The sequence below is a fragment of the Pseudomonas sp. DTU12.1 genome (genome assembly GCF_009873475.1).
GTDB classification, from domain to species: Bacteria; Pseudomonadota; Gammaproteobacteria; order Pseudomonadales; family Pseudomonadaceae; genus Aquipseudomonas; species Aquipseudomonas proteolytica.
In genome coordinates this window covers 4,731,009-4,745,367 of record NZ_CP045254.1, presented here as the reverse complement: position 1 = coordinate 4,745,367, position 14,359 = coordinate 4,731,009, and the positions used below count along the sequence as shown (strand labels likewise).

General features: G+C 60.3%; 11 protein-coding genes. 6 read left to right on the top strand and 5 right to left on the bottom strand.

Annotated features, from left to right (window positions below):
• The first annotated feature begins 77 nt into the window (after nt 1-77).
• The gene (locus tag GDV60_RS20960; protein ID WP_029295478.1) at nt 78-1,556 is read left to right on the top strand and encodes a helicase HerA-like domain-containing protein; all 1,479 of its coding nucleotides are present in this window, start codon (nt 78-80) and stop codon (nt 1,554-1,556) included.
• A 129-nt stretch (nt 1,557-1,685) separates the two neighbouring features.
• On the opposite strand, the gene GDV60_RS20955 is transcribed toward GDV60_RS20960, so the two are convergent.
• On the bottom strand, nt 1,686-2,141 hold the full coding sequence (locus GDV60_RS20955) for a DUF721 domain-containing protein (RefSeq protein ID WP_029295480.1): 456 nt from the start codon (nt 2,139-2,141) through the stop codon (nt 1,686-1,688).
• Nucleotides 2,142-2,449: 308 nt separating this feature from the next.
• Between GDV60_RS20955 and secA the strand changes: the two genes are divergently transcribed.
• The 3 genes from secA to GDV60_RS20940 all read left to right on the top strand — a co-directional run bounded on the left by secA (nt 2,450) and on the right by GDV60_RS20940 (nt 7,526).
• Complete coding sequence (gene secA, locus GDV60_RS20950) at nt 2,450-5,185, top strand: preprotein translocase subunit SecA (protein WP_029295483.1); 2,736 nt, start codon at nt 2,450-2,452, stop codon at nt 5,183-5,185.
• Nucleotides 5,186-5,305: 120 nt separating this feature from the next.
• On the top strand, nt 5,306-6,523 hold the full coding sequence (gene argJ, locus GDV60_RS20945) for a bifunctional glutamate N-acetyltransferase/amino-acid acetyltransferase ArgJ (protein WP_029295486.1): 1,218 nt from the start codon (nt 5,306-5,308) through the stop codon (nt 6,521-6,523).
• Nucleotides 6,524-6,581: 58 nt separating this feature from the next.
• Nucleotides 6,582-7,526 carry a Nudix family hydrolase gene (locus tag GDV60_RS20940; protein ID WP_029295488.1) on the top strand — a complete coding sequence of 315 codons (945 nt, stop codon included), beginning with the start codon at nt 6,582-6,584 and terminating at the stop codon, nt 7,524-7,526.
• A 115-nt stretch (nt 7,527-7,641) separates the two neighbouring features.
• Here GDV60_RS20940 and GDV60_RS20935 read toward each other — a convergent pair whose 3' ends face one another.
• The 3 genes from GDV60_RS20935 to GDV60_RS20925 are packed head-to-tail and all read right to left on the bottom strand — an operon-like array spanning nt 7,642 to nt 11,223.
• Nucleotides 7,642-8,220 (bottom strand): cob(I)yrinic acid a,c-diamide adenosyltransferase, encoded by a 579-nt coding sequence (locus GDV60_RS20935; RefSeq protein ID WP_159908630.1) that lies wholly within the window; start codon nt 8,218-8,220, stop codon nt 7,642-7,644.
• A gap of 2 nt (nt 8,221-8,222) precedes the next feature.
• Entirely contained in the window at nt 8,223-10,259 is a 2,037-nt protein-coding gene (locus GDV60_RS20930; RefSeq protein WP_092237835.1) for an ATP-binding protein, read from the bottom strand.
• Nucleotides 10,260-10,305: 46 nt separating this feature from the next.
• On the bottom strand, nt 10,306-11,223 hold the full coding sequence (locus tag GDV60_RS20925) for a putative 2-dehydropantoate 2-reductase (protein WP_159908628.1): 918 nt from the start codon (nt 11,221-11,223) through the stop codon (nt 10,306-10,308).
• 137 nt (nt 11,224-11,360) lie between these two features.
• Between GDV60_RS20925 and GDV60_RS20920 the strand changes: the two genes are divergently transcribed.
• Both GDV60_RS20920 and GDV60_RS20915 read left to right on the top strand, forming a co-directional pair.
• Nucleotides 11,361-11,846, top strand: a complete 486-nt coding sequence (locus tag GDV60_RS20920; protein ID WP_159908626.1) for a YajQ family cyclic di-GMP-binding protein — start codon at nt 11,361-11,363, stop codon at nt 11,844-11,846.
• Nucleotides 11,847-11,973: 127 nt separating this feature from the next.
• Nucleotides 11,974-12,816 carry a mechanosensitive ion channel family protein gene (locus GDV60_RS20915; RefSeq protein WP_092237829.1) on the top strand — a complete coding sequence of 281 codons (843 nt, stop codon included), beginning with the start codon at nt 11,974-11,976 and terminating at the stop codon, nt 12,814-12,816.
• A gap of 174 nt (nt 12,817-12,990) precedes the next feature.
• Here the strand turns inward: GDV60_RS20915 and GDV60_RS20910 are convergent, their stop codons facing one another.
• A complete protein-coding gene (locus GDV60_RS20910; protein ID WP_092237826.1) occupies nt 12,991-14,286 on the bottom strand; it encodes an OprD family porin in 1,296 nt (431 codons plus the stop codon).
• Nucleotides 14,287-14,359 lie beyond the last annotated feature (73 nt).

The window sequence follows — 14,359 nt, the reverse complement described above, 5'->3', positions numbered from 1 at the left end:
ACTTTTTTAGACTTTTTGGGTCTCTCGCTTTGTCTGTATCGACCGTGCAGCGCTAAAGATTAACCATGGGTGACAAAATGTCTGACTCCTCGCAACTTCTTATTGGCGCAGATCTCGAAGGTCAGCCCATCGCCCAGGCCATGCGCCTGGCTAATCGCCATGGCTTGATCGCGGGTGCCACCGGCACGGGCAAGACTGTGACGCTGCAGCGGCTGGCGGAGGCGTTCAGTGATGCTGGCGTCGCAGTGTTCGCCGCCGATATCAAGGGTGACCTGTGTGGCCTCGGCGCCGCAGGCAACCCCCAGGGCAAGGTGGCCGAGCGTATTGCCGGTATGCCGTTCCTGAATTACGCGCCTAAGGCTTATCCGGTAACGCTGTGGGATATCCATGGTCAGTCCGGTCATCCGCTTCGCACAACCTTGAGCGAAATGGGCCCGTTGCTGCTGGGCAGTCTATTGGAACTGACCGACAGCCAGCAGTCGACGTTGTATGCGGCCTTTAAAGTGGCGGATCGCGAAGGCTTGCTGCTGCTGGACCTCAAGGACCTCAAGGCTCTGCTCAACCACCTCAAGTTCCACCCCGAACTGCTGGGCGATGACGCCGCCCTGATGACCACCGGCTCCAGCCAGGCCTTGCTGCGGCGCTTGGCCGTGCTCGAACAGCAGGGCGCCGAAGCTTTGTTCGGTGAGCCGGCGCTGCAGCTGGAAGATATTTTGCAACCGGCCAGCGATGGGCGAGGGCGCATTCATCTGCTGGACGCCAGCCGCCTGGTGCACGAGTCGCCCAAGGTCTATGCGACGTTCCTGTTGTGGTTGTTGGCGGAGTTGTTCGAGCAGTTGCCGGAACGCGGGGATGCCGACAAGCCGTTGCTGGCACTGTTTTTCGACGAGGCGCATCTGCTGTTTGCCGATACGCCCAAGGCTTTGCAGGACCGTCTGGAGCAAGTGGTGCGGCTGATTCGTTCGAAAGGGGTGGGTGTGTATTTTGTCACCCAGTCGCCGGGCGATCTGCCGGACAACGTGCTGGCCCAATTGGGTTTGCGTATCCAGCATGGCTTGCGGGCATTCACCACCAAGGAACAGAAATCCCTGCGGGCGGTGGCGGATGGTTTTCGGCCGAATCCGGCATTCGATGCACTGGCGGTGTTGACCGAGCTGGGTACCGGTGAGGCGCTGGTGGGCACGCTGCAGGAAAAAGGCACGCCCGAGGTGGTCCAGCGGGTGCTGGTAGCGCCGCCGCAATCGCGGATCGGGCCATTGACCGCCGCTGAGCGCACGGCCTTGATCGGCAGTTCGTCGCTCTTGGGGCGCTACGACAAGCCGGTCGATCGTGAGTCGGCCTATGAAGTGCTGATGGCGCGCAAGGAACTGGGGCCGGAGGCGGGTGCTGCGCCTGCCGCAGAAGAGCCGAGTTTCACCGACAAGGCCGGGGCGTTCCTGGGAACTACAGCGGGCAAGGCGTTGAAGTCGGCGATGCAGCAGGCTGCCAATCAGATGGGCCGCCAATTAGTGCGCGGGCTGTTGGGTTCTTTGCTGGGCGGTAGCAAGCGTAAGTAGTTCTTACGGCAGATGGAATCAACTGTAGGAGCGGGCTTGCCCGCGATGAGGGAGTTTCAGTCGATACCTGTATCGACTGACCTCTCGCAATCGCGAGCAAGCTCGCTCCTACATTAGGTTGTGCCGCTCTCAGGTTTTGGGCTTGGCGTGAGCGGCCAACCGCTCCAGCGCCGCGCGCAGCTTCGGATCGGTAATGCCGTCCGCTGTCGCCTGGATGGTTTCGGCGGCATTCACCGACAAATCCATGGTATGCCCCACCGCACCTTGCTGCACGGTTGGAGGCTGGACCTTGAACTGGATGCGCAGCAGGCTCTCAAAGACCTCAAACGCCTGGAGCTGGCGCTGCAAGCGTTTTTGCTGATAGCGCAGGCGGGTGGCCCAATGCCCATCTGTGACAATCAGCAGCAGCGTACCGTCACGCCACGATGCTACATGGCAGTGCTCGCGGGCCGCCGGTTGCAGTTGGCTTTCCAGCAGGCGTTGCAGGTGGCCAAGGCGCTGGGCATGGCCGAAGATGGCTTTTAAAGGCTTGGCTTCGCGCAGCAGCACGGCGGGAGCTCGGGCCGTAAGAGGGCGAAATGCCATGGTCTAGACACCTTAGGTAACAGAGCCGCCATGGTAGCAGAAAGCGTGTGCGGCACTGTGGTCATTGCTTTGTCAGCAGTTTATCCATTAAATCAATAAGTAACTTCTCGCTCCAATGGGTTGAAAGTCAGCAAAAAGCCCTTATTTTAAACAAGCCCTCCCGGAACGCTGTGCCTGCATCGTGGAACAACGCCACTTTCCTCACCCTCGTTTCCGGGTAGAATGCTCGTTCGCATGCGGCCGTGAGGGCTGCTCGGGCGACTTACGGGGCGCCCCTTCATCCCTAATGTGTGGAAGAACCTGCCGATATGTTTGCGCCTTTGTTAAAGAAACTTTTTGGAAGCAAGAATGAGCGCGAAGTCAAACGCATGCTCAAGACGGTGCAGCTGGTCAATGCCTTCGAAGAGCAGATGGTTGCTTTGTCGGACGAGCAATTGCGCGCCAAGACCGAAGAGTTCAAGGCCCGCATAGCCAAAGGTGAAACCCTCGACAAACTGCTGCCCGAAGCCTTTGCGGTCGCCCGCGAAGCCGGTAAGCGTGTAATGGGTATGCGCCACTTCGACGTCCAGTTGATCGGCGGCATGACCTTGCATGAAGGCATGATTGCCGAAATGCGCACCGGTGAAGGCAAGACCCTGGTGGCAACCCTGGGCGTTTACCTCAACGCACTGTCCGGCAAGGGCGTGCACGTTGTGACGGTGAACGACTACCTGGCTCGCCGGGACGCCAACTGGATGCGCCCGCTGTATGAATTTCTCGGCCTGACCGTCGGCGTGGTAACGCCGTTCCAGCCGCCGGAAGAGAAGCGTGCCGCCTACGCCGCCGACATCACCTACGGCACCAACAACGAATTCGGTTTCGACTACCTGCGCGACAACATGGCGTTCAGCATGGAAGAAAAATTCCAGCGTGAACTCAACTTTGCCGTGATCGACGAAGTCGACTCCATTCTCATCGACGAAGCCCGTACTCCGCTGATCATCTCCGGCCAGGCCGAGGACAGCTCGCGCCTGTACACCGAAATCAACAAGCTGATCCCGCGCCTTGAGCAACATATCGAGGAAGTGGAAGGCGTCGTGACCAAAGAAGGTCATTACTCCATCGACGAGAAGACCCGCCAGGTCGAGCTTAACGAAGCCGGTCACCAGTTCGTCGAAGAGATGCTGACCCAGATCGGCCTGCTGGCTGAAGGCGAAAGCCTGTACTCGGCACACAACCTGGGCCTGTTGACCCACGTGTATGCCGGCCTGCGCGCCCACAAGCTGTTCCATCGCAACGTCGAATACATTGTCCAGGACGGCCAGGTCGTGCTGGTCGACGAACACACCGGCCGTACCATGCCCGGTCGTCGTTTGTCCGAAGGCCTGCACCAGGCCATCGAAGCCAAGGAAGTGCTCAACATCCAGGCCGAGAGCCAGACGCTGGCCTCGACCACCTTCCAGAACTACTTCCGCTTGTACAACAAGCTGTCCGGCATGACCGGTACTGCTGACACCGAAGCGTTCGAATTCCACCAGATCTACGGTCTGTCGGTGATGGTGATCCCGCCGAACAAGCCGCTGGCGCGTAAAGACTACAACGACCTGGTGTTCCTGACCGCCGACGAGAAATACGCTGCAATCGTTGCCGACATCAAGGAATGCATGGCCCAAGGCCGTCCGGTCCTGGTGGGTACTGCAACCATCGAAACCTCCGAGCACATGTCGAACCTGCTCAACAAGGAAGGTATCGAGCACAAGGTCCTCAACGCCAAGTTCCACGAAAAAGAAGCCGAGATCATTGCCCAGGCCGGTCGCCCAGGCGCACTGACCATCGCTACCAACATGGCCGGTCGTGGTACCGACATTCTGTTGGGCGGTAACTGGGAAGTGGAAGTGGCATCCCTGGACAACCCGACGCCTGAGCAGATCGCCCAGATCAAGGCCGACTGGCAGAAGCGCCACCAGGCGGTGCTGGAATCCGGTGGTTTGCAGGTGATCGCGTCCGAGCGTCACGAATCGCGCCGTATCGACAACCAGCTGCGTGGCCGTGCCGGTCGCCAGGGCGACGCCGGTTCCAGCCGTTTCTACCTGTCCCTGGAAGACAGCCTGATGCGCATCTTCGCCTCTGACCGGGTGAAGAACTTCATGAAGGCCCTGGGCATGCAGTCTGGCGAAGCGATCGAGCATCGCATGGTGACCAACGCCATCGAAAAGGCCCAGCGCAAGGTCGAAGGCCGCAACTTCGATATTCGTAAGCAACTGCTGGAGTTCGATGACGTCAACAACGAACAGCGTAAAGTGATTTATCACATGCGTAACACGTTGCTGGCCGCCGACAACATTGGCGAAACCATTGCCGACTTCCGCCAGGACGTGCTCAACGCCACCGTCAGCGCCCATATCCCGCCACAGTCGCTGCCTGAGCAGTGGGATGTTGCAGGCCTGGAAGCTGCGTTGAAGAGCGACTTCGGTGTCGACCTGCCGGTCCAGCAATGGCTCGACGAAGACGATCACCTGTACGAAGAAACCCTGCGCGAAAAACTGATGGCCGAACTGCTGGCCGCGTACAACGAGAAAGAAGAGCAAGCCAGTGCCGAAGCACTGCGCACCTTCGAGAAGCAAATCGTTCTGCGTGTGCTGGACGACCTGTGGAAAGACCACCTGTCGACCATGGACCACCTGCGCCACGGTATCCACCTGCGTGGCTACGCCCAGAAGAACCCGAAGCAGGAGTACAAGCGCGAGTCGTTCACGCTGTTCTCCGAGTTGCTGGATTCGATCAAGCGCGATTCGATTCGTGTGTTGTCCCACGTTCAGGTGCGTCGCGAAGACCCGATCGAAGAAGAAGCCCGCCTGCGCCAGGAAGCCGAAGCCCTGGCCGCGCGCATGCAGTTCCAGCATGACGAAGCGCCGGGCCTTGAGTCGCCGGAAGTGTTGGGTGAAGAGGTCGATGTGGCCCTGGCCCAGGCTCCTGTGCGCAACGAGCAGAAGCTGGGTCGCAACGAGCCATGCTGGTGCGGTTCGGGCAAGAAGTTCAAACACTGCCATGGCGAAATCAACTAAGATTTTTGCCTGACGCTGCAATACCCCGCGCCGCGACCGGCATCAGCCGTCGCGGCGTTTTGCCATTTATTCACCGTCGACGACGACGGTGCAGACATCACATCGTTAAGGAGCGCATTCATGGCTGTTGGTCTTGGTCCTTTGCCCACGTTGCACCCGGTTGCCGGTTTTGAACTCGGTATCGCTTCGGCCGGTATCAAGCGCCCCGGGCGCAAGGACGTGGTAGTGATGCGCTGTGCCGAAGGCTCGACCATCGCTGGCGTGTTCACCCTGAACGCGTTTTGCGCAGCCCCCGTGATCCTCGCCAAGCAACGTGTCGAAGGCCCGGTGCGCTACTTGCTGACCAACACCGGCAATGCCAACGCCGGTACCGGCGAGCCTGGCCTGGCTGCGGCTGCGCGCACTTGCGCCAAGCTGGCGGAGTTGACCGGGGTGGACGCCAGCCAGGTGCTGCCGTACTCCACCGGGGTGATCGGCGAGCCGTTGCCCGTGGAAAAAATCGAAGGCGCCCTGCAGGCCGCGCTGGACGACCTGTCGGTGGATAACTGGGCGGCCGCGGCCACCGGGATCATGACCACCGACACTCTGCCCAAGGGCGCCAGCCGCCAGTTCGTGCATGAAGGCGTGACTGTCACCGTGACCGGCATCAGCAAAGGTGCGGGCATGATCCGCCCGAACATGGCGACCATGCTCGGCTACATCGCCACTGACGCCAAAGTCTCCCGCGATGTGCTGCAGAACCTGATGCTCGATGGCGCCAACAAGTCGTTCAACCGCATCACCATCGACGGCGACACTTCGACCAACGACTGCTGCATGTTGATTGCCACCGGTAAAGCCAACCTACCGGAAATCACCTCCTCCAACGGCCCGCTGTTCGCGGCGTTGAAGCAGGCAGTATTTGAAGTGTGCATGGAAGTGGCCCAGGCCATCGTGCGTGATGGCGAAGGCGCGACCAAGTTCGTCACCGTTGAAGTCAATGGCGGCGGCAATCACCAGGAATGCCTGGATGTCGGCTACACCGTGGCCCACTCGCCGCTGATCAAGACCGCGCTGTTTGCCTCCGACCCGAACTGGGGCCGGATCCTCGCAGCGGTGGGTCGTGCCGGCGTGCCGAACCTGGACGTGAGCAAGATCGACGTGTTCCTCGGTGATGTGTGCATCGCCAGCCGTGGCGCCCGTGCCGAAACCTACACCGAAGCCCAGGGCTCGGCGGTGATGCAGCAGGAAGAAATCACCATTCGCATCGAACTGGGACGCGGTGAGTGCAGCGAAACCATCTGGACCACCGACCTGTCCCACGAATACGTGAAAATCAACGCCGAATACCGCACTTGATACCTGCCCGGGGCATTGGCAATGCCCCGGCAGACGCCGGCTTAGAGGACGTAATACCGTGAAACGAGTTCATGTAGCAGCCGCAGTTATTCGCGGTATCGATGGCCGGATTTTGCTGGCGCGTCGTGCAGATACCCAGCACCAGGGCGGCCTCTGGGAATTTCCCGGAGGCAAGGTGGAGGCCGATGAATCGGTTTTCACCGCACTGGGCCGAGAGCTGCAGGAGGAACTGGGTATCCAGGTCACCACGGCGCGGCCGTTGATCCAGGTGCAGCATGATTACCCGGACAAGCAGGTGTTGCTGGATGTCTGGGAGGTCTCGGCGTTTACCGGCGAGCCCCATGGCGCAGAAGGGCAACCCCTCGAATGGGTGGCGCCACGGGACTTGCAGAACTACGAGTTTCCAGCCGCCAACGCGCCAATCGTCGCTGCCGCGCGCTTGCCCGCTGACTACCTGATCACCCCAGGTGAACTGGAAACCCCAGTGTTGTTGCGCGGTATCCAGAAAGCCATTGCCGGCGGCATCAAGCTGATCCAATTGCGCGCACCCAATGGCTACGACCCCAAGTACCGCGACCTGGCGGTGGATGCCGTGGGGTTGTGTGCCGGCAAGGCACAGTTGATGCTCAAGGGGCCGTTTGAATGGCTCGGTGATTTCCCGGCGGCGGGCTGGCACATGACTTCGGCGCAACTGCGCAAATACGCCAGCAAAGGCCGGCCATTGCCCAAGGATCGCTGGTTGGCGGCGTCTTGCCACAATGCCGAGGAGCTGGCATTGGCCGAATTGATGGACGTGGACTTTGTCACTCTGTCGCCGGTGCAGCCGACCCAGACTCATCCTGATGCTCAACCTTTGGGTTGGGAAGAGGCCGCGCAGTTGATCAAGGGCTTCAGCAAGCCTGTGTTTCTGTTGGGTGGGGTTGGGCCTGACGAGCGGGAGAAGGCCTGGCAGAACGGAGCACAGGGTGTGGCGGGGATTCGGGCGTTCTGGCCTGAGGTTTGAGTCGTCAGTGATGGCCCCATCGCAGGCAAGCCAGCTCCCACATTTGATTGGTGAGTACATTCAAATGTGGGAGCTGGCTTGCCTGCGATGAGGCCCGATAAAGCTCTACAAAACCTCAGTGCGGCTTAGCCGCCGCCTGCCACAAAATCTCCGCAACCCCCTGGCGCCTGGCAATTACTCGCGCTGCGACAAACAGCAAATCCGATAGGCGATTGATATACGCCAATCCCACGCCTTCCAACGGCTCCAGTGCATTCAACTGCTGGCAGCGGCGCTCGGCGCTGCGGGCCAGGCTGCGGCATACGTGGGTCTGGGCGATCAGCGCCGAACCGCCGGGCAGGATGAAGTTTTCCAAAGGCCCTACCTCTTCATTCCAGCGATCGATCGCGGCTTCCAAGCGGTCCACTTCGCCTGCATTCAGTGCCTTGTAGACCGGCATTGCCAACTCGCCACCCAAGTCAAACAGCCGGTGCTGGCAAGGTGTCAGTACTTCGACCACATCCTTCAACGCAGGATGCTGGCCGCTTTGCTCCTCGAGCCCGGCCAACAGCAGGCCCAATTGGCTGTTGAGGCTGTCCACTTCGCCGATGGCTTCCACCCGGGGGTGATCCTTGGGGACGCGGCGACCGTCACCCAGGCCGGTTTCGCCTTTGTCGCCGGTACGGGTGTAAATTTTCGACAGGCGAAAGCCCATGGTCAGTGCTCCAGTTGAGTCAGTTCGAGGGGGGCAAGCTGGCTGCCGGCCAACGGCAGGCGCAAGGTAAAGCAGGTGCCCTGGCCAAGGGTGGAGTGAACCTCCATCTGGCCCTTGTGATTGTTGGTGATGATGAAGTACGAGACCGACAAGCCCAGCCCCGTGCCCTGGCCGATTTCCTTGGTGGTGAAGAACGGCTCGAACGTGCGTTTGCGTACGCTCTCACTCATGCCGATGCCATTGTCTTCCACCTGGATCTCGGCCCAGGGCGGGTTGAGCCGGGTGCGCAGGATGATGCGCCCTGGCTCGCTGTCGTCTTCGCGCAGGTGGATGGCCTGGGCGGCGTTTTTCAGCAGGTTGAGCAGTACCTGCTCCAGCTCGTTGGCGGTGCCGGGCACCGGGCCCAGCGTTGGGTCGAACTGGCGAATGATCGCCTGGCCCTTGAAGTCGAAGCCGATCGCCAGGTCGAAGTCATTGCCGGCGATCTCCACGGCCTGATCGATCAGGGCTGGCAGGTCGCAAGGCGCCATCTGGCGGTTGCTGCGGCGGCTGAAACTGAGCATATGGGTGACGATTTTCGCCGCGCGGGCCCCGGCTTGCTGGATACCGTCGAGCAGTTGCGGTACTTCGCGGCTTTGCAGGTAACGGTTCACCGTTTCCAGTTCCACGCCCACCTGCTCGGCGTGCTCCAGGTTTTTCGGCAGGTCTGTCGATAGGCGTCGGCGGATGTTCTGCACGTTGTGCAGGATCGCCCCCAGGGGGTTGTTGATTTCGTGGGCCATGCCGGCGGCCAGCCCGCCGACGGACAGCATCTTCTCTGACTGCACCATCATTTCTTCCAGGGACAGGCGCTGGGTGATGTCATCGATGCGGATCACCACCCCGCGCCCGGCACCGCCCATCAGCGGGTAAAAGGTCAGGGCGTAGTGCTTGGGCTCGTCGTCCTTGATCCAGGTGACGCGCTCGATGCGCTCCACCGTATGTTGCTCCACCGTGGCCTTGAGTTGGGGCAGGTAGGGCTTGAGCGGTTCGAAGGCGAGGAAGATTGGCTGGTTCAGCGCTTGGTCCAAGCGTGTGCCGGAAAGGGCGCTGGCTTCCTGGTTCCATTGGGTAACGTAAAGCTGCTCGTCCAGGGCGATCAAGGCAGAGGGCATGGAGTCGATGATGCTGTTGAGATAATTCTGGAACCCGGTGAGTTTTTTCTCGATTTTGCTGCGCACCTGGACTTCCAGTTCCAGCTTGCGGTTGGTATGGCGCGTTTCCTCGGCCAGGCCCTGGGCCTGGTCATAGGCGGCCTGGGAGTCGTCCCGCGCGCGCTTGAGTTGCTGCTCGCGGGCTTCGATGCGTGACAGCATGGTATTGAACGCTTCGGCCAGGCTGCCGATTTCGTCATGGTTGCCGCGACCGGCTCGCAGCGCGTAGTTCTCCTCGCGGGTGACCTGGCGCGACAACTCTTCCAGCTCGTGGATGGGCCGGGTAATCAGGCGCTTGATCTGCCGGGCGATCACCATCCACAGCAGGATGCTGAAAACCAGGATGCCGAGGCTGGCGGTCAGGGTGCCGGTGTAGAAGGCCACCGGCAGTTCGCTGCTGGCCACCAGCAGCAGGTGCCCCGAGGGCAGGCCGGGGCGGGGCAGGGTGATGATTTGATTGCTGCGAAACTCGGTGACCCGCCAGGCTTCGATGTCACGATAGTGCGCCGGCAATTGCAGGCGGTCACCGTGTTGCAACTGCGCCAGGCGGCTGCCTTCGCCGTCGTAGAGGGCCGCCGCGCGCAGTGGCGAGTAACTGGTCAGCTCGTTGAGCAGGGCGTCGGCCTTGGCGGGAGAGTCCAGGGCTTGCGCGGCGAGGGCTGGATTGGAAACCAGTCGGCCAATTGCCTGCAGGGCCTGGGGGGCCATGCTTTCCTGGGAGATCCAGTAGGCGGCGCTGATAAAGGTCAGGTTGGCCACCAGCAGCACGGTGGTCAGCAGTACCAGCAGGGCCGCCAGCAGTTTCTGCCCAACGGGGAGATTTTCGAGACGCTGGCGCAGTGGCATCAGGTTGTTCGCAGGCAAGGATCAAGTGGGCAGGGTAGCGCGTGCTTCAGTCGCTGGGCAATCCGCGTGCGTCCAGGTAGCCGGCCAGGCGCACATGCAGTTGTTGCAGGTGCGGCAGGCTCAGGCGATGGCGCAAGGCCGCCTGGCAGGCATGGCCGAGCAGGTAGCGGATTTCAGTGCGTCGGCCGCTGGCCACATCCTGGTACATCGACGAAAAATTCGCTGCCGTCGCCTGGATCACCCGCGCCACTTCGGTCTGCAGGTCCTGCGCCGCCGCTGGCTGGCCGCAGTACTCCAGCAGTTCGGCGAGTTCGGTACACAGGGTCGCTACTTCGCATTGGTGCTGCTGTAGCACGCCATTGCGGCATTGATAGAGCACGGTCAGTGGATTGATCGCACAGTTGAGTGCCAGTTTTCGCCAGAGGCGCGTGAGGATATCGGTGCTCCACTGGTGGGGAATGCCGGCGGCCTCCAAGTCGTCCAGCCACAGCGGCGCCGTGGGATGGGTAGTGTCACCGAGCCAGGTAAAGCCATGGCCGGCGAAAACCACACTGCCATCGCTCTGGCGAAACGCACCCTCGGTGCTGGAGGCGAAGATACACCGGGCCTGGGGCAGTTGCGCAGCAACCGCATCCTGGCTGCCCAGGCCATTTTGCAGCAGGATCACCTCGGCATTGGGTGTCAGGCGTCGGGCCAGCTGTGCGACGGCGCCAGGTGCGTCGTAGGCTTTACACGCGACCAGCAGGCGATCAATCGGCTCGGGGCTGTCGGATGTTTGTGCACTAACCGGGTACGACTGGGCATGCCCCTGCTCGATCAAGGTCAGCCCGGGCGTTGTCCGATAGCGGGCCAAGCGTGCCTGGTCGCGCAGGATCAGTGTGACAGGCAAGCCTGCACGGGCCAGGCGTGCGGCCCATAACGTACCGAGACTGCCGGCGCCGAGGACATGCCAGGTGGTGGACATCAATTTTGCTCCGTCGGCCTTTGGGTGAGCCAAGCAGCTCAGGGTAAAGAATCGTTATAATGCCCCGGCATTTTACCCGCAAGCCAGGCGCGCTCCATCTCTACTGAGCCGCGCCCCTTTTTTATTGGAGAAACTACATGCCGTCGTTCGACGTGGTATCTGAACTGGACAAGCACGAAGTCACCAACGCCGTCGAGAACGCCGTCAAGGAGCTGGACCGTCGTTATGACTTGAAAGGCAAAGGCAGCTTCGAGTTCAAGGAAAAGGAACTGACGGTCAACCTGACCGCTGAAGCCGACTTCCAACTGGAAGCGATGATCGAGATCCTCAAGCTGGCCCTGGTCAAGCGCAAGATCGATGTGCAGTGCCTTGAAGTCAAGGAGGCCTATGCGTCGGGCAAGTTGATGAAGCAGGAAGCGATGCTCAAGGAAGGTATCGACAAGGAGCTGGCGAAGAAAATCGTCGCTCACGTCAAGGATGCCAAACTCAAGGTCCAGGCCGCGATCCAGGGCGAGCAGGTGCGTATCACCGGCAAGAAGCGCGACGACTTGCAGGACGCGATTGCCGCCCTGCGCGCCAAGACCTTCGATATGCCGCTGCAGTTCAATAACTTCCGCGACTGACCCGGTTTTGGGGAACCCGCGGGGCTTTTCGACGTCCCACGCCCCAGCACCTGCAGAAACGATTGAGCCCTTCGGGGCTCAATTGCTGTGGCGACCTATATATGCAGTGGTAAACAGGAGAATCTAGATGGACTTGAATGCTGAAGTGGATCATTTGATCAAGGCTTCCCAAGCCTGGGTCCCGATGATCATGGAATACGGCAGCCGGGTGCTGCTGGCGGTATTGACCCTGGCCATTGGCTGGTGGCTGATCAACAAGCTGACCCACAAGGTTGGGCGCCTGCTGGCCCTGCGCAATGCCGACCTGGCGTTGCAGGGCTTCGTGACCAGCCTTGCGAACATCGTGCTCAAGGTGATGCTGATCGTCAGCGTGGCCTCGATGATTGGCGTCGAAACCACTTCGTTTGTTGCCGCGATTGGTGCCGCGACCCTGGCCATTGGCCTGGCGTTGCAAGGCAGCCTGGCCAACTTCGCCGGTGGCGTGCTGATCCTGCTGTTCCGTCCGTTCCGTATCGGTGACTGGATCGAAGCCCAGGGCACGGCGGGCACCGTCGATAGCATCCAGATCTTCCACACGGTGATCCGTACCGGCGACAACAAGACGGTCATCGTGCCTAACGGCATCTTGTCCAACGGCATCATCACCAACACCAACCGCCAGCCAACCCGCAAGGTGGTGTTTGATGTGGGTGTCGACTACGAAGCCGACCTGCAGAAAGCCCGCGCAGTGCTGCTGGAACTGGCCAAGGACCCACGGGTTCTGGCGGACCCAGAGCCGGTCGCTGTGGTTTCGACCCTGGGCGACAGTTCAATCACTGTTTCCCTGCGCGTATGGACCAAGACGGCGGATTATTGGGATGTGATGTTCATGTTCAATGAACTGGCGCGTGACCGTTTGAAAGCGGCTGGAATTGATATCCCGTTCCCGCAGCGTGTTATTCGCGTGATGCAAGAAGCGCCTGCCAAATAAACGGGTACAGGGATTTAACTTGGCTGAAGAGTCAGGTTTCGTCTCGGCAATAAACTTGATAGTTAGCTTGCTAGTTATCAAGGTCGCAGAAATAAAAGTGTAATAAAAAAGCCGCTCACTGGTTAAAAGTGAGCGGCTTTTTCATTAAGAGCCGAAGCCCTCGGGCATCTTTGATTACAAGATGTTCAGCGGGTATTGCGCGATCAGACGCAGTTCGTCGATGGACGCCGAACCGTAGTAAACACCATCAGACGAACGATAAGTCGCTTGGCGAATACGCAGGCTCAGGTCTTTGGCCGGGCCGCTCTGGATCACGTACTTGGCTTCAAGGTCGCGTTCCCACTCTTTGCCGTTCGAGGTCGAGGCGGTGTTGGCGCCGCTACCAGTGACATACGCAGCCAGGAAGCTCAGGCCAGGTACACCGAAGGTGGCCATGTCGATGTCATAACGGGCCTTGAAGGATTTCTCGCCTTCGGCGTTGAAGTCGGAACGGGCCACGGAGTTGGCCAGGAACACTGTACCGCCGCCATCGATGCCGTAGCCGTAATCGCCGTCACCGGTAACCTTCTGTGCAGCCAGGGTGAAGGTGTGTGCACCGATGGTGTAGGCACCCTGCAAGCTGAACGCGCGGTTGTCGAGTTTGGTCACGTCGTCTTTGGCGGCGCGTTGCAGGCCGGCACCTTCGCTCTTGGTGTCGTAGATGTTGAAGTCTACGGCTACCGACTGGTCATCGCTCAGAGCGTGGGTCCAGTTGACGTTGGCGTAGTATTTGCGCCAGTAGTCTTCGACTTTCGAGTAGTAGAGGCTGGTGGTGAACTCAGGCGTCCAACCGTAGGTGCCGCCCACGAAATTGGCTTGCTTGATGCCTCGGGAGGTTTCAGGGAAGTCGAGGATACTGTCCTTGAAGGTTTGCGCCTGGGCAACGCTGGAAGTGAAGTGGCCGGCTTCCAGCTTGAGGTCCTTGATCTCGTTACTGACGATCGAGATACCTTGTGGCAGCTCTGGCAGCAAGCGACTGTCGTCGGATGCGAATACCGGTGCGGTGGTGTACTGGTCGCCGACTTTCAGCACGGTATTGGAGAGGCGGAACTTGATGGCGCCGCCGCCCTTGGAGTATTCATCCTCTGAGCGGCCATCCGAACCTTCCGGGAACAGGCCGGTGCCATTACGGCCTCTGCCGCTGTCCAGTTTCACGCCCAGCAGGCCGATAACGTCAACACCCACACCGATGGTGCCCTGGGTGAAACCCGACTGGTACAAACCGTTGAAGCCCAGGCCGGTTTCCCGGGTGTAGCTCGTACCCGACTTGTTGTTGCGGTTATCTCGGCTGAAGTACAGGGTGCGGGTATTGATGCTGAACGTACTGTCTTCGACAAAGCCCTTGGCATCATCTTGGGCGGACGCCATTGCGAACTGTGAGGTGCCTGCTGAAACAGCGAGGGCGATCATGCTCCACTTCATCACGCGCATCGTGATTTGCTCCTTTGGTTTTAGGAAGAGTACTGCCGTCCCACCTGTATTTTTGTCTGGGCGGCTCTTTCTT

What these genes read in the sequence shown, in the direction of transcription:
- GDV60_RS20910 (WP_092237826.1), bottom strand. Translation starts at nt 14,286, where the DNA reads ATGCGCGTGATGAAGTGGAGCATGATCGCCCTCGCTGTTTCAGCAGGC.
- argJ (WP_029295486.1), top strand. Translation starts at nt 5,306, where the DNA reads ATGGCTGTTGGTCTTGGTCCTTTGCCCACGTTGCACCCGGTTGCCGGT.
- GDV60_RS20930 (WP_092237835.1), bottom strand. Translation starts at nt 10,259, where the DNA reads ATGCCACTGCGCCAGCGTCTCGAAAATCTCCCCGTTGGGCAGAAACTG.
- GDV60_RS20925 (WP_159908628.1), bottom strand. Translation starts at nt 11,223, where the DNA reads ATGTCCACCACCTGGCATGTCCTCGGCGCCGGCAGTCTCGGTACGTTA.
- GDV60_RS20960 (WP_029295478.1), top strand. Translation starts at nt 78, where the DNA reads ATGTCTGACTCCTCGCAACTTCTTATTGGCGCAGATCTCGAAGGTCAG.
- GDV60_RS20935 (WP_159908630.1), bottom strand. Translation starts at nt 8,220, where the DNA reads ATGGGCTTTCGCCTGTCGAAAATTTACACCCGTACCGGCGACAAAGGC.
- GDV60_RS20955 (WP_029295480.1), bottom strand. Translation starts at nt 2,141, where the DNA reads ATGGCATTTCGCCCTCTTACGGCCCGAGCTCCCGCCGTGCTGCTGCGC.
- GDV60_RS20920 (WP_159908626.1), top strand. Translation starts at nt 11,361, where the DNA reads ATGCCGTCGTTCGACGTGGTATCTGAACTGGACAAGCACGAAGTCACC.
- GDV60_RS20915 (WP_092237829.1), top strand. Translation starts at nt 11,974, where the DNA reads ATGGACTTGAATGCTGAAGTGGATCATTTGATCAAGGCTTCCCAAGCC.
- secA (WP_029295483.1), top strand. Translation starts at nt 2,450, where the DNA reads ATGTTTGCGCCTTTGTTAAAGAAACTTTTTGGAAGCAAGAATGAGCGC.